At 71.7% G+C, this 17,100-nt stretch carries 23 protein-coding genes; 10 read left to right on the plus strand and 13 right to left on the minus strand.

Features of this window, described 5'->3' with window-relative positions:
- Positions 1 to 11: 11 nt before the first annotated feature.
- The 4 genes from thrC (at position 12) to groL (ending at position 4,183) form a co-directional block, all read left to right on the plus strand.
- Positions 12 to 1,298: a threonine synthase gene (thrC, locus tag ACIQVI_RS13075; RefSeq protein ID WP_403594708.1), complete on the plus strand. Its 1,287-nt coding sequence runs from the start codon at positions 12 to 14 to the stop codon at positions 1,296 to 1,298.
- Positions 1,299 to 1,340: 42 nt separating this feature from the next.
- Positions 1,341 to 1,619: a MoaD/ThiS family protein gene (locus ACIQVI_RS13080; RefSeq protein ID WP_030221840.1), complete on the plus strand. Its 279-nt coding sequence runs from the start codon at positions 1,341 to 1,343 to the stop codon at positions 1,617 to 1,619.
- Positions 1,620 to 2,031: 412 nt separating this feature from the next.
- Complete coding sequence (locus tag ACIQVI_RS13085) at positions 2,032 to 2,235, plus strand: cold-shock protein (protein WP_015035246.1); 204 nt, start codon at positions 2,032 to 2,034, stop codon at positions 2,233 to 2,235.
- A 319-nt stretch (positions 2,236 to 2,554) separates the two neighbouring features.
- Positions 2,555 to 4,183: a chaperonin GroEL gene (gene groL, locus ACIQVI_RS13090; protein ID WP_062753193.1), complete on the plus strand. Its 1,629-nt coding sequence runs from the start codon at positions 2,555 to 2,557 to the stop codon at positions 4,181 to 4,183.
- Positions 4,184 to 4,300: 117 nt separating this feature from the next.
- On the opposite strand, the gene ACIQVI_RS13095 is transcribed toward groL, so the two are convergent.
- The 4 genes from ACIQVI_RS13095 to ACIQVI_RS13110 form a co-directional block, all read right to left on the minus strand.
- On the minus strand, positions 4,301 to 5,020 hold the full coding sequence (locus ACIQVI_RS13095; RefSeq protein ID WP_403594713.1) for a transporter substrate-binding domain-containing protein: 720 nt from the start codon (positions 5,018 to 5,020) through the stop codon (positions 4,301 to 4,303).
- A 45-nt stretch (positions 5,021 to 5,065) separates the two neighbouring features.
- Positions 5,066 to 6,682: a PTS transporter subunit EIIC gene (locus ACIQVI_RS13100; protein ID WP_403594716.1), complete on the minus strand. Its 1,617-nt coding sequence runs from the start codon at positions 6,680 to 6,682 to the stop codon at positions 5,066 to 5,068.
- 51 nt (positions 6,683 to 6,733) lie between these two features.
- Positions 6,734 to 7,672: an N-acetylmuramic acid 6-phosphate etherase gene (gene murQ, locus ACIQVI_RS13105; RefSeq protein ID WP_351970943.1), complete on the minus strand. Its 939-nt coding sequence runs from the start codon at positions 7,670 to 7,672 to the stop codon at positions 6,734 to 6,736.
- A 120-nt stretch (positions 7,673 to 7,792) separates the two neighbouring features.
- Complete coding sequence (locus ACIQVI_RS13110) at positions 7,793 to 8,710, minus strand: MurR/RpiR family transcriptional regulator (protein WP_351970944.1); 918 nt, start codon at positions 8,708 to 8,710, stop codon at positions 7,793 to 7,795.
- A gap of 110 nt (positions 8,711 to 8,820) precedes the next feature.
- Between ACIQVI_RS13110 and ACIQVI_RS13115 the strand changes: the two genes are divergently transcribed.
- A complete protein-coding gene (locus tag ACIQVI_RS13115) occupies positions 8,821 to 9,177 on the plus strand; it encodes a hypothetical protein (protein ID WP_351970945.1) in 357 nt (118 codons plus the stop codon).
- Positions 9,174 to 9,443, plus strand: a complete 270-nt coding sequence (locus ACIQVI_RS13120) for a DUF4031 domain-containing protein (RefSeq protein WP_121830461.1) — start codon at positions 9,174 to 9,176, stop codon at positions 9,441 to 9,443. Before ACIQVI_RS13115 ends, ACIQVI_RS13120 begins: the two co-directional genes overlap by 4 nt.
- Before the next feature lie 189 nt (positions 9,444 to 9,632).
- Here ACIQVI_RS13120 and ACIQVI_RS13125 read toward each other — a convergent pair whose 3' ends face one another.
- The 6 genes from ACIQVI_RS13125 to ACIQVI_RS13150 all read right to left on the minus strand — a co-directional run bounded on the left by ACIQVI_RS13125 (position 9,633) and on the right by ACIQVI_RS13150 (position 13,888).
- Entirely contained in the window at positions 9,633 to 10,859 is a 1,227-nt protein-coding gene (locus tag ACIQVI_RS13125; RefSeq protein WP_403596819.1) for a Cmx/CmrA family chloramphenicol efflux MFS transporter, read from the minus strand.
- Positions 10,860 to 11,017: 158 nt separating this feature from the next.
- Positions 11,018 to 11,692: a hypothetical protein gene (locus tag ACIQVI_RS13130; RefSeq protein WP_403594721.1), complete on the minus strand. Its 675-nt coding sequence runs from the start codon at positions 11,690 to 11,692 to the stop codon at positions 11,018 to 11,020.
- A gap of 38 nt (positions 11,693 to 11,730) precedes the next feature.
- A complete protein-coding gene (locus ACIQVI_RS13135; RefSeq protein WP_403594724.1) occupies positions 11,731 to 12,261 on the minus strand; it encodes a cytochrome b in 531 nt (176 codons plus the stop codon).
- The gene (locus ACIQVI_RS13140; protein WP_403594727.1) at positions 12,261 to 13,271 is read right to left on the minus strand and encodes a hypothetical protein; all 1,011 of its coding nucleotides are present in this window, start codon (positions 13,269 to 13,271) and stop codon (positions 12,261 to 12,263) included. The genes ACIQVI_RS13135 and ACIQVI_RS13140 overlap by 1 nt, the downstream gene beginning before the upstream one ends.
- 150 nt (positions 13,272 to 13,421) lie before the next feature.
- On the minus strand, positions 13,422 to 13,634 hold the full coding sequence (locus tag ACIQVI_RS13145) for a hypothetical protein (RefSeq protein ID WP_403594729.1): 213 nt from the start codon (positions 13,632 to 13,634) through the stop codon (positions 13,422 to 13,424).
- A gap of 20 nt (positions 13,635 to 13,654) precedes the next feature.
- Positions 13,655 to 13,888, minus strand: coding sequence for a hypothetical protein (locus tag ACIQVI_RS13150; RefSeq protein ID WP_403594732.1), 234 nt, complete (start codon positions 13,886 to 13,888; stop codon positions 13,655 to 13,657).
- A 109-nt stretch (positions 13,889 to 13,997) separates the two neighbouring features.
- Between ACIQVI_RS13150 and ACIQVI_RS13155 the strand changes: the two genes are divergently transcribed.
- Together ACIQVI_RS13155 and ACIQVI_RS13160 are read left to right on the plus strand one after the other, a co-directional pair.
- A complete protein-coding gene (locus ACIQVI_RS13155) occupies positions 13,998 to 14,819 on the plus strand; it encodes a helix-turn-helix domain-containing protein (protein WP_403594735.1) in 822 nt (273 codons plus the stop codon).
- A complete protein-coding gene (locus ACIQVI_RS13160; RefSeq protein ID WP_403594738.1) occupies positions 14,812 to 15,003 on the plus strand; it encodes a DUF397 domain-containing protein in 192 nt (63 codons plus the stop codon). Before ACIQVI_RS13155 ends, ACIQVI_RS13160 begins: the two co-directional genes overlap by 8 nt.
- Before the next feature lie 42 nt (positions 15,004 to 15,045).
- Here the strand turns inward: ACIQVI_RS13160 and ACIQVI_RS13165 are convergent, their stop codons facing one another.
- Positions 15,046 to 15,570, minus strand: a complete 525-nt coding sequence (locus tag ACIQVI_RS13165) for a DUF6328 family protein (RefSeq protein WP_403594741.1) — start codon at positions 15,568 to 15,570, stop codon at positions 15,046 to 15,048.
- 181 nt (positions 15,571 to 15,751) lie between these two features.
- Here ACIQVI_RS13165 and ACIQVI_RS13170 point away from each other — a divergent pair, with 181 nt between their 5' ends.
- Positions 15,752 to 16,030, plus strand: a complete 279-nt coding sequence (locus tag ACIQVI_RS13170) for a hypothetical protein (protein WP_403594744.1) — start codon at positions 15,752 to 15,754, stop codon at positions 16,028 to 16,030.
- A 104-nt stretch (positions 16,031 to 16,134) separates the two neighbouring features.
- Positions 16,135 to 16,455: a DUF2087 domain-containing protein gene (locus tag ACIQVI_RS13175; RefSeq protein WP_403594747.1), complete on the plus strand. Its 321-nt coding sequence runs from the start codon at positions 16,135 to 16,137 to the stop codon at positions 16,453 to 16,455.
- 9 nt (positions 16,456 to 16,464) lie between these two features.
- Here the strand turns inward: ACIQVI_RS13175 and ACIQVI_RS13180 are convergent, their stop codons facing one another.
- Both ACIQVI_RS13180 and ACIQVI_RS13185 read right to left on the minus strand, forming a co-directional pair.
- On the minus strand, positions 16,465 to 16,872 hold the full coding sequence (locus ACIQVI_RS13180) for a PIN domain nuclease (RefSeq protein ID WP_403594750.1): 408 nt from the start codon (positions 16,870 to 16,872) through the stop codon (positions 16,465 to 16,467).
- Complete coding sequence (locus tag ACIQVI_RS13185) at positions 16,869 to 17,087, minus strand: type II toxin-antitoxin system VapB family antitoxin (RefSeq protein WP_403594753.1); 219 nt, start codon at positions 17,085 to 17,087, stop codon at positions 16,869 to 16,871. Before ACIQVI_RS13185 ends, ACIQVI_RS13180 begins: the two co-directional genes overlap by 4 nt.
- Positions 17,088 to 17,100: the final 13 nt, after the last annotated feature.

The following is a 17,100-nucleotide window of genomic DNA, read 5'->3' on the forward strand; positions in this document are numbered from 1 at the left end:
GCCTCGCCTCCATGGCTGTTCAGACCGTCGCACCCGCCACCACCGTCGACCTCGGTCCCGCGTCCGGGCTCTCCTGTCGCGAATGCGGTGAACTCTTCGCCCTCGGCCCGATCTTCGCCTGCGAGCTCTGTTTCGGCCCGCTCGAAGTCGCGTACGACCTCCCCGCCGGCGACCCCGAGGAGCTGCGGAAGCGCATCGAGGCCGGCCCCGCCAGCATCTGGCGCTACGCCCCCCTCCTGCCCGTCCCGGCCGACGTCGCCGAGAAGCCGAACCTGAACCCCGGCTGGACCCCGCTCGTCAAGGCCGACAACCTCGCCCGCGAGCTCGGCGTCGCCCCCGGCAAGCTCTTCGTCAAGGACGACTCCGGGAACCCGACCCACTCCTTCAAGGACCGGGTCGTCGCCCAGGCCATCGAGGCCGCCCGCGCCTTCGGCTTCACCACCCTCTCCTGCTCCTCCACCGGCAACCTGGCCGGCGCCGTCGGCGCCGCCGCCGCCCGCGCCGGCTTCCGCTCCTGCGTGTTCATCCCGCACGACCTGGAAGAGGGCAAGGTCGTCATGGCCGGCGTCTACGGCGGCGACCTCGTCGCCATCGAGGGCAACTACGACGACGTCAACCGCTTCTGCTCGGAGCTCATCGGCGACCCGATCGGCGAGGGCTGGGGCTTCGTGAACGTCAACCTCCGCCCGTACTACGGCGAGGGCTCCAAGACGCTCGCGTACGAGATCTGCGAGCAGCTCGGCTGGGTCGTCCCCGACCAGATCGTCATCCCGATCGCCTCCGGCTCCCAGCTCACCAAGATCGACAAGGGCATCCAGGAGCTCATCAAGCTGGGCCTCGTCGAGGACAAGCCGTACAAGATCTTCGGCGCCCAGGCCGAGGGCTGCTCCCCGGTGTCGGTCGCCTTCAAGGAGGGCCACGACGTCGTACGGCCCCAGAAGCCGAACACGATCGCCAAGTCGCTCGCCATCGGCAACCCGGCCGACGGCCCGTACGTCCTCGACATCGCCCGCCGCACCGGCGGCGCCGTGGAGGACGTGAACGACGAGCAGGTCGTCGACGCGATCAAGCTGCTCGCCCGGACCGAGGGCATCTTCGCCGAGACCGCGGGCGGCGTGACCGTCGGCGTCGCGCGCAAGCTCGTGGAGAGCGGCCTCATCGACCCGGAGCTCACCACCGTCGTCATCAACACCGGCGACGGGCTCAAGACCCTGGACGCGGTGGCCGACACCTCTCGGGAGACCGTCACCATCCGCCCGAGCCTGGACGCCTTCCGCGACGCCGGCCTGGCGCACTGAAGCCCTCCCGGTACCCCGGCTCTCCGAAAGGTTAAGCACGTCATGGCCGTGAACGTCCGCATCCCCACCATCCTCCGCACCTACACCGGCGGGCAGTCCGAGGTCCAGGCCGAGGGCGCGACCCTCGCCGAGGTCATCGCGGACCTGGAGAAGAACCACGCGGGCATCGCCGCCCGCGTCCTGGACGACCAGGGCAAGCTGCGCCGCTTCGTCAACGTCTACGTGAACGACGACGACGTGCGCTTCGAGCAGGGCCTGGAGACGGCCACCCCGGCCGGCTCCGGCGTCTCGATCATCCCGGCGGTCGCCGGCGGCTGCTGAGCCGTCTCCGCCGAGCGGTTCTCGTTGTCCCGACTTTCTTGAATTGCCCCTTCCGCGTCCATAAGCGGAAGGGGCAATTCTGCATGGTTGAGCGCGGTAGAGTTGGGGAAGTCCCCTCCGCTGCTCTTGCCGGGCGCATATGAAAACGCGCCTCGACCTGACAAGAAGCAGTCAAACTGTGTGCGCGTTGTGCACCTTCTGCGCGCTTTGCCGGGCCCGACTTGCCCCGCGATTCAGGGGAATCTCCCCAATCCTCCTTTCCGTGCTGCCCAGAATTCTCGCCCGAATGGCCTGTTGCAGAGGGCAGTTGGACAGATACATTCAGCGGCGGTCGACGCGTTCCGGCGCAGGGTCTGACCCGGGGTTCGTGAAGTGCGGCCCCGCGCAAGGGCCAGTAATAGGGGAGTTAGGCATGGCTCAGGGCACCGTCAAGTGGTTCAACGCGGAGAAGGGCTACGGCTTCATCGCGGTCGACGGTGGTGCGGATGTTTTCGTCCACTACAGCGCGATCCAGATGGATGGCTACCGCAGCCTCGAAGAGGGACAGCGAGTCGAGTTCGAGATCTCGCAGGGCCAGAAGGGTCCGCAGGCGGACATGGTCAAGCTCGCCGTCTGAGCGCGGCGCGATCGGCCACCGACGCAACGCCGTCGAGGGGCCCGCATCCCCCAGGGGACGCGGGCCCCTCGCGCGTTCCCGCCCCGCCCCGCCCCCTCCCGCCCCCTTCCCGAAACCCGAGAGTCGCTTGCACTCTCCTAGGGCGAGTGCTAATCATTGGCGTTAGCACTCGGAAGGTGAGAGTGCTACGAGGATCGGGCAGACGAGGCCGCCGTCCGGGTGGGGCAAGGAACCACGCGGAGCCGCGGAGGCCGTCCGTCGCGGGCGTCGGCGCGGTCCTGGAGCGTTATCCACCCCATGTCCGGGAGGACCACTTCACATGGCCAAGATCATCGCGTTCGACGAGGAGGCCCGGCGCGGTCTCGAGCGCGGCATGAACCAGCTCGCTGACGCCGTCAAGGTCACCCTCGGCCCCAAGGGCCGCAACGTCGTCCTCGAGAAGAAGTGGGGCGCCCCCACGATCACCAACGATGGTGTCTCCATCGCCAAGGAGATCGAGCTCGAGGACCCGTACGAGAAGATCGGCGCCGAGCTGGTCAAGGAAGTCGCCAAGAAGACGGACGACGTCGCCGGCGACGGTACGACCACCGCCACCGTCCTCGCCCAGGCGCTCGTCCGCGAGGGCCTCCGCAACGTCGCCGCCGGTGCCAACCCCATGGCCCTCAAGCGCGGCATCGAGAAGGCCGTCGAGGCCGTCTCCGGCGCCCTCCTCGAGCAGGCGAAGGATGTCGAGACCAAGGAGCAGATCGCTTCCACGGCCTCCATCTCCGCCGCCGACACCCAGATCGGCGAGCTCATTGCCGAGGCGATGGACAAGGTCGGCAAGGAAGGCGTCATCACCGTCGAGGAGTCCCAGACCTTCGGTCTGGAGCTGGAGCTCACCGAGGGTATGCGCTTCGACAAGGGCTACATCTCGGCGTACTTCGCCACCGACATGGAGCGCATGGAGGCGTCGCTCGACGACCCCTACCTCCTGATCGTCAACTCCAAGATCTCCTCCGTGAAGGACCTGCTCCCGCTCCTGGAGAAGGTCATGCAGTCGGGCAAGCCGCTGCTGATCATCGCCGAGGACGTCGAGGGCGAGGCCCTGTCGACCCTGGTCGTCAACAAGATCCGCGGCACCTTCAAGTCCGTCGCGGTCAAGGCCCCGGGCTTCGGCGACCGCCGCAAGGCCATGCTGAACGACATCGCCATCCTCACCGGCGGCACGGTCATCTCCGAGGAGGTCGGCCTCAAGCTGGAGAACGCGGGCCTCGACCTGCTGGGCCGCGCCCGCAAGGTCGTCATCACCAAGGACGAGACCACCATCGTCGACGGTGCCGGTGACAGCGAGCAGGTCGCCGGTCGCGTGAACCAGATCCGCGCCGAGATCGAGAACAGCGACTCGGACTACGACCGCGAGAAGCTCCAGGAGCGCCTCGCGAAGCTGGCCGGCGGCGTGGCCGTCATCAAGGCCGGTGCCGCGACCGAGGTCGAGCTCAAGGAGCGCAAGCACCGCATCGAGGACGCCGTCCGCAACGCGAAGGCGGCCGTCGAGGAGGGCATCGTCGCCGGCGGTGGCGTGGCCCTGCTCCAGGCGTCGACCGTCTTCGAGAAGCTCGAGGCCGACCTCTCCGGCGACGAGGCCACCGGTGCCGCGATCGTGAAGCTGGCCCTGGAGGCCCCGCTGAAGCAGATCGCCGTCAACGCCGGCCTCGAGGGCGGCGTCGTGGCGGAGAAGGTCCGCAACCTGCCCGTCGGCCACGGCCTGAACGCCGCGACCAACGAGTACGTCGACCTCATCGCCGAGGGCATCATCGACCCGGCGAAGGTGACGCGCTCCGCGCTGCAGAACGCCGCGTCGATCGCCGCGCTGTTCCTCACCACCGAGGCCGTCATCGCCGACAAGCCGGAGAAGGCCGCCGCGCCGGCCGGCGGCGGTATGCCGGGCGGTGACATGGACTTCTGATCCTCGGGGATCTCCGGATCCCGGGATCGGCGGTTCATCGCTGAACGCGAACGAGGGCGGCACCCCCAGGGGGTGCCGCCCTCGGGCGTTGTCCGGGGCGGCGCGGGGCCGCTTCCGTCAGGCCGGCGGGGCCAGCAGGCCCGTGTCCTGGCCCGCGCGGCGCAGGGCGTCCGTGACGAAGCCGTTCGTCTTCAGTTCCTCGATCGTGGCGCGGAGGAAGGCGAGGGTTTCCGGGGTGCGGGAGAGGGTGGTGCCGACCGCCTGGCGGATCTCCATGAAGCGGCCCTCGATCAGCCGGACGTCGGGGTTCTCCCGTACGTACGCGGTCAGGGGCTGCCGGATGCCCGCGCCCGCCTCCAGGGCCTCGGCCCGGAAGACGTCGACGCCCTCCTCGCCGCGTACGACGGTCGCGTGGGTGAGGGTCCGGGACAGGAACAGGTCGTAGGCGGAGCCCTTCTTGACCCCGATCCGGACGCCGGGGGCGTCGACCTCCCCGACCGTGGTGAGGGCGGAGTCGCGCGGCACGGCGTACACCCCCTCGATGACGACGTACGGCGCGGTGAACGCGACCTCCGCCTCGCGCGCCGGGTCCACGGCGAGGAAGCAGAGGTCGGCCCGTCCGTCCGCCATCGCCTCGAAGGACTTCCGCGCCGCGTCGAAGCAGAGCAGCTCGACCCCGACCCCGAGCCGCGCCCCGATCTCCCGGGCCAGGTCGACGGTGATCCCGGAGGGGTTCTCGGGGGTGCCCTGGGCGAGCACCGGGTTCCCGAGGTTGACGGAGGCGCGGAGGACTCCGGTGGGGGCGAGGTCGGCGGCGATGCGCTGGGTGGTCGTCATGGGGGTGGAGTCTAGGGAGCGGCGGGGGTTCTCCCGTACGGGATCTCAGGCCTTGGCCGGTTCCGGGGTCGGCTCCGATTCCGGTTCGGGCCCGGGGTGCTGTCCGGGGTTCCGTCCACCGTCCTGTCCGGGGCCCGTCGTGCTCTTCGAGGCGGCCACCGGCGTCTCCGGGCCCGCTTCCGTGTCCACGTTGAACTCCTCCAGGAGCCGGGCGCCGAAGCCCCAGAAGTACGTGGCCACGAAGCCCGCCAGGTAGCCGGTGAGCAGGCCGCCCGCGTAGATCGCGATCGTCTCGCCCAGGCCCTTGTCGCCGTCGAGGAGCGGGAAGAGCGCCCAGCCCGACGGGCCGATCGCGGTCGAGCCGACCTTGGTGCCCCACATGCTGAAGAGGCCGACGAAGCCGCCGCCGAAGGCGCCGCCCACGCAGGCGGTGACGAAGGGGCGGCCCAGCGGGAGCGAGACGCCGTAGATCAGCGGCTCGCCGACGCCCAGGAAACCGGCCGGCAGGGCGGACTTGATGGTGCGGCGGAGGGAGCCGTTGCGGGGGAGCCGCAGGTAGACGGCCATGGCCGCGCCGACCTGGCCCGCGCCCGCCATCGCCAGGATGGGCAGCAGGACGGTGTAGCCCTGCTGTTCGATGAGCGTGGTGTGGATCGGGATGAGCGCCTGGTGCAGGCCCAGCATCACCAGCGGCAGGAACAGGCCGCCCAGGAGGAGGCCCGCGCCCGCGCCGGCGTGCGCGAGGAGCCAGTCGGCGAACGTGCCGATCGCGGTCGAGACCTCGCCCGCGACGAACATCAGGCCGAAGATCGTGACCAGGCCGGAGACCAGGACCGTGAGCGTCGGGGTGACCAGGACGTCCAGGGACTCCGGCACCCACCGGCGGCACCACTTCTCCACGTACACCGCGAGGACCGCCGCGCCCAGCGCGCCGAGCACACCGCCCTGGCCGGGGGAGAGGGTCTGGCCGAACGCGTCGACCTTGGCGACGCCCGGGAAGACGATGATCGCCGCGACCGCGCCGCCCAGGATCGGCGTGCCGCCGAACTCCTTCGCCGTGTTGAAGCCGACGAAGACCGCGATGAGGGCCATGAAGCCGCTCGCGATCGCGGCGAGGGCGGGGGTGACGCCGGGCAGCCAACCGAGGTTGATCAGGAGGCCGTTGAGGCCGGCGATGATGCCGCAGCCGATGAGGGCGGGGATCAGCGGGACGAAGACGTTCGCGATCCGGCGGAGGAACAGCTTGAACGGGGTCCGGTTCCTCGCCTTGCGGGCCGCCCTGAGCGCCGCGCCCTGCGCCGCGAGGCCGTCGGCGGAGGGCGCCGGGGCACTGCCCGCCGGGGTGCTGTCCACAAGGGCCCCGGACACCGGAGCCCCGTCCGCCGGAGCCCCGGACACCGGCGCCTCGGCCACCAGGGCCTCGAACTCCGGGGTCACGCGGGCGACCGTGCCTGGCCCGAGGACGATCTGGTACGTGTCGTCCTCGACCACGCCCATCACGGCCGGCAGGGCCTTGAGGTCCTCGTCCCGGACGAGCGAGCGGTCCCGCAGGCCGAGGCGGAGGCGGGTCATGCAGTGGGCGACGGAGGTGATGTTCCCGGCGCCGCCGACGAGGGGGAGGATCGCGGCGGCGACGGCGCGGTTCTTGTCGTCTGTGCTCATGGTGCGGTGGTGCCTTGCTGTGCGTGGGGGAGGGGAGCGGTGCGGCGGGGTCTACCGGGCGTGCAGCGCGGCGCGCAGGTGGCCCCGGGAGTCGGTGAGGAGCTTGGCGGCGGTGGGGGCGTCGACGTCCGCGAGGATCATGAGGATGGCGTTCTTCACCTCGCCGTCGGCGGCGGCGAGGGCGGTCTCGATCCGCTCGTCGGGCGCGCCGGTGGCCAGCGCGACGATCCGCCGCGAGCGGGCCTGGAGCTTCTCGTTGGAGGCGCGGACGTCGACCATCAGGTTCCCGTAGGTCTTGCCGAGCCGGATCATCGTGATCGTCGAGATCATGTTGAGGACGAGCTTCTGGGCGGTGCCGGCCTTGAGCCGGGTGGAGCCGGTGAGCAGCTCGGGGCCGGGGACGACCTCGATGCCGTGCTCGGCGGCGGCGGCGAGCGCGCTGTCGGCGTTGCAGGACAGGCCGACGGTGAGCGCGCCGAGGGCGCGGGCGTGCTCGACGGCGCCGATCGCGTACGGGGTGCGGCCGGAGGCGGAGATGCCGACGACGGTGTCGTCGGGGGTGAGCCCGAGCGCGGTGAGGTCCGCGACGGCGAGTTCCTTGGAGTCCTCGGCGCCCTCGACGGCCTTGACCATGGCGGAGGGGCCGCCCGCGATGAGCCCGACGACCTCGGCGGGATCGGTGTTGAAGGTGGGCGGGCACTCGCTGGCGTCGAGGACGCCGAGGCGCCCGGCGGTGCCCGCGCCCAGGTAGATCAGGCGGCCGCCGCGGGCCATGCGCTCGGCGGTGGCGTCGATGGCGGCGGCGATGGCGGGCAGCTGCCGGGCGACGGCGGCGGGGACGGTCTGGTCCTCGCCGTTCATGGCGCGGGCGATCTCCAGGGTCGGGAGCTGGTCGATCTCCGCGAGCTCGGGACGGAAGGCCTCGGTGGTGAGGGTGGCGAGCTGGGCGCGGAGTTCGGAGTACGTGGAAGCGGAGGCGGAAGCGGACACGTGCGGCTCTTTCGGTACGGCGGCGTCGTCGGCGCCGGGGGCTTTACGGGTACGGGTGCGGGTGCTTCGGCGGATGCGGGTGCTTCAGCGGGTGCGGGTGCTTCGGCGGGTACGGGTGGCTCAGCGCGTACGGGGCGAGTGCCGGTGGGCCAGGGCCTCGTACGAGGCGGCGAGGGCCGGGGCGGCCGTCTCGTACGTCCGCTGGGTGACACAGGTGAACAGACAGTCCACGACCAGGAGTTGACTGGTGCGGGACGACATGGCCGCCGGGCGGAGTTCGCTCTCGCGGGCGGTGGAGGTGGTGAGGACGTGGTCGGCGTACTGGGTGACGGGGCCGTCCGGGCGGCCGGTGATCGCGACGGTCGTCGCGCCGTGGTCGAAGGCCACCCGGAGCGGTTCTATGACGTCGCCGGTCGAGCCGGAGTGGGTGATGGCGATGGCGACGTCGCCGGAGCGGAGCTGCACGGCGTTGGTGACGGCGAGGTGCGGGTCGCTGTGGGCGTGCGCGACCAGGCCGATGCGGAGCAGCTTCTGGCCGAGGTCCTGGGCGACGAGCCCGGAGGCGCCGACGCCGTAGATGTCGACGCGGCGGGCGGTGGCGAGGGCGGCGACGGCGGCGCCGAGCTGGACGGTGTCGAGTCCGGCGGCGGTGTCGGCGAGGGTCTGCTGCTCGTCGTAGGCCAGCTTGGCGACGACGTCGGCGATGGGGTCGTCGACGGCGATGTCGGCGGTGACGGCGGGCGCGCGGCCGGACTGCTGCTGGGCGGCGAGTCCGGCGAGGGCGAGGCGCAGGTCGCGGTAGCCGGGGTAGCCGAGGAGGCGGGCGGTGCGGACGACGGTCGCCTCGCTGGTGCCGGTGAGCTCGGCGAGGCCGGTGACCGTGAGGGCGGCGCAGCCGGCCGGGTCTCCGGCGACGGCCTCGGCGACCCGCTGCATGGAGCGGGTCATGGAGGGCGCGAGGGTCCGCACCTTGGCGGCGAGGGCGGCGGGGGCCGGGGGCGCGTCGCTGCTGAAACTTTCCTTCACGTCATTGGTCACGCCTGAAAGATACTTTCGGAAGGGTGGGGCGACAAGCCCCTTCCGGTGTCCGGATCCGGAAGGAACCTTCGCCCTTCCCGCCTCCTCCCGGGCCGGGTGACAATGAGGGCATGGACGACATCGACGCGGTGGAACAGGCGCTGCACACCGCCCGCGCGCTGGTACTGGCCGATCTGGCGGCCCGGAAGGTCGCCGCGGCGGAGGTCGTGTCGATGGTGGAGGAGTCGGTGACCCACCGGCGCTGGTGGGTCGAGCAGTGGCCGGAGGGGGTGTCGTACGTCGCGGGGCTCGTCGCCCAGGACGTGCAGGACTCCCTGCTCGAACGGTACGGACGCTGGCCGATCTGCCCCGTCTGCGCCTCGGGCGACCCGCACGCCCTCGACGTGGAGCCGGAGCTGGGCCCGGACCCGCACTGGGTCTGCGGCAAGCAGGGCGTGGTGGTGGCGCCGGTGGGCGGGCTGACGTGACGCTGTACATCGACCCGCCGACCTGGCCGGGGCACGGCCGCATGTGGTCGCACCTGGTCAGCGACGTCTCCTTCGAGGAGCTGCACGCCTTCGCGGCCGCGATCGGCGCCCCGCGCCGCGCCTTCGAGCGGGACCACTACGACATCCCGGCCGACCACTACGCGGCCGCGGTGACCGGCGGCGCGGTCGAGGTCGGCTCGAAGGAACTCCTCCACCGCCTCACGGCGGCGGGCCTGCGGAGGCCCAAGGGGCGGCCGGCGGGCTGAGGGGGGCGGGAGCGGGGACGTACGCGAAGAGGTCCTGGCCCCGCCCGAATACGGGCCTGCTCCGACCCGGCCTCTTGTCGTACGGGCCCGCCCCGGTCCCGGCCTCTCGTCTTACGGGCCCGCCCCGGCCCGGGCCTCTTGCCTTACGGGCCCGCCCCGGTTTCGCGTGCCCGCCCCACCCCTCCCGTCTCAGCCCGGCAGGGCGCACTCCCGGTCGTCCCGCTCGGGGGCGGTGGCCGGGCTTCCGGCCACGACGTGGCCGTCGCCCGGTGTCCGGCGGGACAGCCTCAGGGCCACCGCCGCCACCACCAGCCCCACCGCCGTCATCGCCGCGCCCGCCCACGCCGTGGAGGCGAAGCCGAGGCCCGCGTCGATGACGGTGCCGCCGAGCCAGGGGCCGCCGGTGTTGCCGAGGTTGAAGGCGGCGGTGGTGGTGGCGGCCGCGAGGGTGGGGGCGGCGCCGGCCACGTTGAACATGCGGGCGTTGAGGGCCGGGGCGGTGTAGAAGGCGGAGACGCCGAGGAGGAAGGCCAGCAGGACCGTGGCGACCGGGCTGGAGGCGAAGAGCGCCAGGGCGACCAGGAAGACGGTCGAGGCGGCGATGCCGCTGAGCATCACCCCGAAGAGGTGCGCGTCCGCGATCCGGCCGCCGATCGTCGTGCCGACCAGGGCGCCGATGCCGAAGAGCCCGAGGACGATCGAGACCCAGTTCTCGCCGAGGCCGGAGACGTCGGTGAGGAGCGGGGCGAGGTACGAGAAGGCGCAGAAGACGCCGCCCGCCGCGAGCGCGGTGACGGTGACCGAGAGCAGGACCTGCGGGTCGCGGTAGATCGTCAGCTCCCGCTTGAGCCGGGGCCGGGTCTCGGGGAGCGGGATGCGCGGGATGCGGGTGAGGACGCCGACGAGGGCGATCGCGGAGGCGAGGCCGACGGCCCAGAAGGCGGCGCGCCAGCCGAGGCGCTCGCCGAGGAAGGCGCCGGCGGGGACGCCGAGGACGTTGGCGATGGAGAGCCCGCCGATCATGACGGCCATGGCCCGGGCCCGCGCCCCCACCGGCACCATCGCGATGGCGACGGCCGCGCCGACCGCCCAGAACCCGGCGCAGGCGAGCGCGCTCACGACCCGGGAGGCGAAGAGCACCGCGTAGTTCGGCGCGAGGGCGCCCGCGACCTGCCCGAGGCCGAAGACGGTGATCAGGGCGACCAGGGTCGTCTTGCGGGGGAGCCGGAGCGTCGCCACGGCGAGGAGCGGGGCGCCCACCACCATGCCGATCGCGAAGGCCGAGATGAGCAGCCCGGCGCTCGGGATGGAGACGTCCATGTCCTCCGCGACGAGTTCGAGCAGCCCGGAGAGCATGAATTCGCTCGTCCCGAGCGCGAAGACGGAGAGGCCGAGGATGTAGACGGCCGTCGGCATACGGGGGGACGCGGGGGCGGGGGCCGCCGGCCCGTCGGAGGAGGAGGGCATGACATGGGTCAACCCGTGATTGATTGCTGTCATTCCTCGGCGCCGGGTCGTCTTGTCATACGAGACGGTCACTTGTGCGCCGGGCGCGCGCCGGGTGGGTGTCGGGCTCACCCCGTACTCGGCACGCCCCTCAGTTCCTTCAGCTCCCGCTCCACGTTCTCCCGGGCCTTCTCCTCCCACACCGCCGCGCCGTACGGGGTGCGGAAGAGGCGGGGGAGGTCGAGGAGGTGGCGGAGGACGGCGGCGCGGCCCTCGCGGAAGGTGTCCTCGGGGACGAAGGCGTACTCCTCGCGGACCGCCGCCGCGTACCGCGCGTACGTGTCGGGGGCGCTCGCCAGGATCGCGAGGTCCGCGTCGCAGAGGGTCTCGCCGTTGAGGTCGCCGTCGGCCGGGTCGTGGGTGACGGTCAGGCGGACCAGGCGGGCGACCTCGGCCACCTCGTGCGGGGTCAGGCCCGCCTCGGCGAGGGCCTTCTCGGCCAGGAGCGCCGACCGCTCCTCGTTCTCGGAGCGGTCGGGCCGGTAGACGGCGTCGTGGAACCAGGCGGCGAGCCGTACGAGCTCCAGTTCGCCGCCCTCGCCGCCCTGGTCGGTCAGCTCGTCGACGCGGTCGAGGACCGCCCGCAGGTGGTCGACCGTGTGGTACCGGCGCTGCGGCTCGGCCCAGCGGGCGAGCAGGTTCCGCCCGTACGGGGCGGGGTCGGGGCCCTCGCGGCCGGCGCGGGCGGCGAGCAGGGTGGCGTTCCAGCGCTGGAGCAGCTCGTGCTCTTCCTCGGCGGTCATGGGTGCATTGTGCCCGCCGGGCGCGGACGGTGCGTGTTTCAGAACATGCGGAGGAGCAGCCGGTCGCGGTCGACGCACTGGTGCTTGAGGACCAGCCCGACGTGGCAGGCGAGCGCGGCGAGGAAGCACACCTGCGCGGTCACGTGCACCCACAGCAGACCGTCGTCGCCCGAGGCGAGGAGCAGCGCTCCGGTGACGGGGACGACGAAGGTCAGCGCGTAGAGCGCGGCCTCCGTACGGTGGGCGAGGCGGCGCTCGAACAACGTGAGCGTCGGCGCCCAGGGCGGCAGCCCGATGTGCCGCCGCCACAGCAGCCGCGCCACCCCCAGGGCCACGATGAGGGCCCCGACGAGCACGTGGGCGGTCAGCAGCGCGTCCTCGCCGAAGGACTCGTAGCCGCCTCCGCGTCCGCGCCCCCGCCCGGACTCGCCGCCCCGCCCCCGGCCCCGGCCGCGCCCGGACTCCGAGGTGTCCAGCGCGTACCCGAGGACGAACTGGACGGCGAACGCGACCACGACGCTCCAGTGGAGGACCTTCGTGAGGGGCCGGTAGCCGGGGCTGTTGTTCATCACCCCATCACAGCCCGTCCCGGCACCTCTCGCACCGTGGGCGGGGGTGCGCACCCCCGCCGTGTCCCGGGCCCGCCCCCGGCCGCGCACTCCCGGCAGTACGCCTCGTCCGCGACGGGCCGGAACAGCATCGGCTGGGTGTGCTCCCCGGCGCACTCCCGTGTCCCGGCGAGCCGCGGGGAGAGCCGGGGGCCGTCGGGCGGCGATGACGCGAGCTGGGGCAGGGTGCGGGGCGGTACTTCCCGCAGTAGGTACCGGATCAGCCCGCCGGGTCGGTGTACGGGTGTTCCGGTGCCGGGCAGGCCGCGTAGGACGTGTTCGTGGACGTCGGTGGGGGTGTGTCCGGCCTCCAGCCAGCGGGTGGCGAGGTGGGTGAGTTCGTCGTGCATGGCGGGTGGGATGTGCCGGAGGGCGGGGGAGAGGAGGGGGAGGGTGCCGATGAGGGCGCGGGCTTCTTCCTGCCGGGGGCTGGCGGGCGTCTCGTCGGGTTCGCTGACCGGTTCGCTGACCGGCTCGTCGGTGGGCGACGGAAGGTTGGAGGTGTTCTCTACGGGTTCTTTCTCTGGATGGCCGCCGGTCGACGGGGTCTTCGGAGCACCGGCGGTCGGGGCACCGGCGGCTCGATTCCGGGGACTCGGTGCGACCTGCGGGGACGCCGTTTCCTGGCAGGTGGGGAGGGGGTTGCGGGCGAGGATCTTGGTGGCTTCGTCGGCGGTCAGGGGGGTGCTGGAGACGAGCTGTTGGGTGATCCAGAGTCCGCCGGCGCCCTGGACCCGTCGCTCGTGGACGAATCCTTCGTCTTTGAGCTGTCGTTTGGCGCGTGTGAAGGCGCAGGCTCCGATCCGGGCGCGCTGGGCGGTGCGGGAGAGTGATTCGCGGGCTTCCCGGGGGAGGGAGAGCTGCCAGGTGAGAAGGCGTACGGCGTCGGAGTCGAGGCGGGGGTGGCGGATGATGTCGTGCGAGTACTGGCCGAAGGCGTGCGTGGGCGCGATAACGTTGCGGTAGATCACGGGTGGGGCCTTGTCCACTAGTGGTTCAGGCCCTCGCCGATGGGTCTCAGGTCATCGGTGAGGGCCGTTTTGCGCGAACGTACCGCGCTGGCATATGCCCGGACAGACACTCAGAGTGAAGACCGCCCATTCGAGTGACGCGCGGTCACATCATCGTTCAGGTTCGGGAGATGGCTCTCTGGGCGAGGTGCTGATGACGCGCAGGGCGTCGCGCGGGGTGAGGCTCGCGCGCTCCTCCGGGCTTGCCGTCCAGCACTGTTCGGCCGCCGCCTCCCACAGGTAGCCGCTGGGGCGGGCCAGGACCAGCATGTTCCCGTTCACGGACCGGACCTGCCCGGTGAGCGCCCGTTGCGCGTCGGTCACGACGTCGCCGATCCGGTAGCTCACTTCTCAACCGCCCGCGCGGTCCGCAGGAGCACGGTCAGCCGCTTGGCGCCGCCGACGCCGACGGTCCCGAGCCCGTACCGGTGCGTGTCCCCGCCGGGGCCGTGCGTGACGTCCCGGTAGAGCCCGCTCGTGGGGAGGCCGGCGGTGTCCATGGCGTCCTTGAGCTCCCGGTAGACACGGGTGGCTTCGGCCTCGGTGACGGGGCGGGTGGGGGGAGGGGGTGTGCTCATGGAGGGTTCCCTTTCCGGTGGATCTTTTCCGGGACGCCTTCACGATCGCGCGTGCCGCCCTACGCTTTCCAGGAGTTGAGTTCCATTGCGCAGGTGAGGAACGGGGCATATGCCAGGACCCCAGGATTTGGACCCCGGCGACAGCATCGAGCAGTACCTCGGGAACATGGTTCGCGAGGCCCGGCTGGAGCTCGGGCGTGAGTGGACGCAGACGTATCTGGCGGGGAAGGTCTTCAGCAGTACGACCCGGATCTCCGAGATCGAGCGGGGCGAGGATCCCCCGGACCGGGACCTGGCGAAGAAACTGGAGGTGGTGCTCCAGCTCCCGCCCGACTCCCTGGTGAACCTCGTGAAGATCGTGAGCCAGCAGAGCGTTCGCGACTACGCGAAGACCTATCTGCGCCGCCAGCTCGAAGCCACCGCCATCCACGAGTTCTCCATCGTCGTGCCGGGGCTGCTCCAGACCGCCGACTATGCGCGCGGAGCGATGGAAGCGGGTCTCGCGGGGGACGCGACCCAGATCGACGACTTCGTGCGAAGGCGATTGGAGCGCCAGGCGGTGCTTGAGCAGCCCGACCCGCCCTGGATGATGATCGTGCTGGATGAGGCCTGCTTACGCCGTGAGACCGGCGGCAAGCGGGCGATGCGTGAGCAGATAGAGCACCTGATGGCCATGTGCGAACGCCCCAACGTGAACATCCAGGTGCTTCCCATGAGGTGCGTGCCGCTTGCTGGTTCCTTCACGCTCCTCACCCTTCCCAAGGGCGGGCGAGGGGCCTATCGAGAGGGCTTCAGCACGGGTAACTACACCGAGGAACCGGCAGAAGTGATGAGGTTTCAGCGGGTCTATGATCTCCTGCAACAGGATGCTCTGGGCGTTCGAGTGTCCCTCGAACTAATGCGCTCTATCGCGAAGGAACATCATGGCTGAGACCTCGCCGAACTGGCGCAAGAGCACGTACAGCGGCAACGACAACGACGCCTGCGTCGAGGTCGCCGACAACCTCCCCCTCGTCCGCGTCCGGGACACCAAGGACCACGCCGCGGGCGAGCTGACCGCCACCCCGGCTGCCTGGTCCGCGTTCACCGCGTTCGCGCGGGCGTACGCGGTCTGACCGCTCCCGGCACCCCGGGTCTCGGCACGCAGCGCGTCCGGGTTACTCGCGGCTGGTGTAGTGGCGTCTCACCCAGAGGGGGAGCGCGAACCAGAGGGTGAACAGCCAGACGCCGACGGCGCCCGCCAGCCAGGCGGCGAGCGTGTCGTCGAGGGCCACCCGAAGGAGCATGAGCAGGGTCAGGACGGTGGTCACCGCGAGCAGCAGCAGTCCGGTCCTGGCCATCCGGGCGGCGATCACCACGGTCTGCGGCTTGATGCGGCGGCCCGCGACCATCCGGTGCAGGGACACCGGGCCGATGAGGGACCCCGCGCTGGCCGCGCCCAGGACGACCGCCGTGACGTAGAGGGCGCGGTCGGTGTCGCCGAGGTCGGTGAAGGCGGGCTGGAAGACGGCGATGAAGAGGACGCCGAAGAGGATCTGCACGCCGGTCTGGGCCACCCGCAGCTCCTGCAGCAGGTCGGCCCACATCCGGTCCGCGCGCTCCTCGGGCGACTCGTCGCGTCCCCGGCGCCGGGTGGGAGGGCCGGGCGCGGCGTCCCCGTGGCCTTCCGGTTCCGGTGCCATCGCACACGCTCCTCGCCTCGGTCGCCCGCGGCCCCTACGGGAAAGTCTCCCACCGCCCGGGGGCGGGAGCGAGGTCGCACCCGGCCGGGCCCTTCGCTCGTTCGGCCCGGCCCCCGTGCGGGGCCCCGAGGCGGCTGCTGTGCTGGGCGGGACCCTTCCCCGCGCGTACAGGAGCGACACCATGGCCGTCATCGTCACCGTCGAGATTCCCGGTGGGACCGAGGAGCAGTACGAGGAGATCATGCGGCGGTTCGGGGACGTCGACTGGTTCCCGGCGGACGGGCTCATCGCGCACGCGGCCGGGCCCGACGGGGAAGGGGGCTGGAAGGTCGTCGACTTCTGGGACTCCGAGGACCAGTTCCTCGCCTTCGTGGAGCGGGCGCGGCCGATCATGGAGCGGGCCGGCATCTCGTCGATGCTGCCGACGGTGCAGCAGGCGGTGAACGTCATCGTGCGCTGACGGCGCGCGGGGCGACCCGACCGAAACCCTTCCGCACCGCCGGCGCGCGGGGCCGTCGAAAACCCTTTGCGGCGGGCGGGGCCCGGGGGCCAGGCTCCTCGTCCATGACCAGTCGTCCTCCGTACCCGCCCGTCGCGTCCGTCGCGGACCTGTTCGCCGCCGACGGACGCCTCAAGGCGGTCCCGCGCCGCGCCGCCCGCCGCGAGGCGCTGCTCGCGCACCTCGCCGCGACCCTCTTCGAGACCGGCCGTACCTACCGGGAGTCCGAGGTCAACGAGGCCCTGAAGGGCGTGCACGAGGACTTCCCGGCCCTGCGCCGGTACCTCGTGACCGGCGGCTTCCTCTCCCGTACGAAGGACGGCGCCGCATACCGCCGACAGCAGCGGACCGGCACTCCCGGGGGCGCGATCTCCGCCGTCGCGTGACGGGCGCGGTCAGGCTTCGGGCAGCAGCCGGACCATGTCGATGCCCGGTCGCACCTTGGCGATGGCGGCGAAGTCGTCGTCGACGTGCAGCAGGGTCAGCCGGTGCCGCTCGGCCGTGAGCGCGATCAGGACGTCCATCGGCGACGGCCCGCGGTGGTGCCCGATCGCGAGCAGGTCCCGTTGCACGGCGATGACCTCGGGCCAGGGATCCTCCGGTGCCGGGACCCAGGTGAAGGACTGGGCGAGCATGGTGGTGAACGGCTCGTGGTCACGGTCGGAGCGCAGCGCCCGCATGAGTTCCGCCTCGACCGGCGGACAGAGGGAGACCTGGCCGCGCGCCACGCGGCTCGGCCAGGGTTCCCCGACCTGCCGGCGCAGGAGCCGCCACACCGCCGACGTGTCGGCGAGGTAGTTCATCGACCGGACCGCTCCTGTTCCTCCAGGAAGTCGAAGTCGAGGAAGTCCTCGGCGTTCTCCTGGAGCCACCGCAGCGCCCGGGCGCGGTCGTCCGCGCTGATCGACGCCGCTATCGTCAGCGCGCGGTTGATGGTGTCCCGCTTGGTCCGGGTGCCGAGCTGCCGTTGTGCGAAGGCGAGCGCGTCGTCGTCGATGTCGATCAGGGTCTTGGACATGAGCGCCTCCGAC

The organism is Streptomyces sp. NPDC098101, assembly GCF_044760185.1.
Classification (GTDB): Bacteria; Actinomycetota; Actinomycetes; order Streptomycetales; family Streptomycetaceae; genus Streptomyces.

What these genes read in the sequence shown, in the direction of transcription:
- thrC (WP_403594708.1), top strand. Translation starts at nt 12, where the DNA reads ATGGCTGTTCAGACCGTCGCACCCGCCACCACCGTCGACCTCGGTCCC.
- ACIQVI_RS13080 (WP_030221840.1), top strand. Translation starts at nt 1,341, where the DNA reads ATGGCCGTGAACGTCCGCATCCCCACCATCCTCCGCACCTACACCGGC.
- ACIQVI_RS13085 (WP_015035246.1), top strand. Translation starts at nt 2,032, where the DNA reads ATGGCTCAGGGCACCGTCAAGTGGTTCAACGCGGAGAAGGGCTACGGC.
- groL (WP_062753193.1), top strand. Translation starts at nt 2,555, where the DNA reads ATGGCCAAGATCATCGCGTTCGACGAGGAGGCCCGGCGCGGTCTCGAG.
- ACIQVI_RS13095 (WP_403594713.1), bottom strand. Translation starts at nt 5,020, where the DNA reads ATGACGACCACCCAGCGCATCGCCGCCGACCTCGCCCCCACCGGAGTC.
- ACIQVI_RS13100 (WP_403594716.1), bottom strand. Translation starts at nt 6,682, where the DNA reads ATGAGCACAGACGACAAGAACCGCGCCGTCGCCGCCGCGATCCTCCCC.
- ACIQVI_RS13115 (WP_351970945.1), top strand. Translation starts at nt 8,821, where the DNA reads ATGGACGACATCGACGCGGTGGAACAGGCGCTGCACACCGCCCGCGCG.
- ACIQVI_RS13125 (WP_403596819.1), bottom strand. Translation starts at nt 10,859, where the DNA reads ATGCCGACGGCCGTCTACATCCTCGGCCTCTCCGTCTTCGCGCTCGGG.
- ACIQVI_RS13130 (WP_403594721.1), bottom strand. Translation starts at nt 11,692, where the DNA reads ATGACCGCCGAGGAAGAGCACGAGCTGCTCCAGCGCTGGAACGCCACC.
- ACIQVI_RS13135 (WP_403594724.1), bottom strand. Translation starts at nt 12,261, where the DNA reads ATGAACAACAGCCCCGGCTACCGGCCCCTCACGAAGGTCCTCCACTGG.
- ACIQVI_RS13150 (WP_403594732.1), bottom strand. Translation starts at nt 13,888, where the DNA reads ATGAGCACACCCCCTCCCCCCACCCGCCCCGTCACCGAGGCCGAAGCC.
- ACIQVI_RS13155 (WP_403594735.1), top strand. Translation starts at nt 13,998, where the DNA reads ATGCCAGGACCCCAGGATTTGGACCCCGGCGACAGCATCGAGCAGTAC.
- ACIQVI_RS13160 (WP_403594738.1), top strand. Translation starts at nt 14,812, where the DNA reads ATGGCTGAGACCTCGCCGAACTGGCGCAAGAGCACGTACAGCGGCAAC.
- ACIQVI_RS13165 (WP_403594741.1), bottom strand. Translation starts at nt 15,570, where the DNA reads ATGGCACCGGAACCGGAAGGCCACGGGGACGCCGCGCCCGGCCCTCCC.
- ACIQVI_RS13170 (WP_403594744.1), top strand. Translation starts at nt 15,752, where the DNA reads ATGGCCGTCATCGTCACCGTCGAGATTCCCGGTGGGACCGAGGAGCAG.
- ACIQVI_RS13175 (WP_403594747.1), top strand. Translation starts at nt 16,135, where the DNA reads ATGACCAGTCGTCCTCCGTACCCGCCCGTCGCGTCCGTCGCGGACCTG.
- ACIQVI_RS13180 (WP_403594750.1), bottom strand. Translation starts at nt 16,872, where the DNA reads ATGAACTACCTCGCCGACACGTCGGCGGTGTGGCGGCTCCTGCGCCGG.
- ACIQVI_RS13185 (WP_403594753.1), bottom strand. Translation starts at nt 17,087, where the DNA reads ATGTCCAAGACCCTGATCGACATCGACGACGACGCGCTCGCCTTCGCA.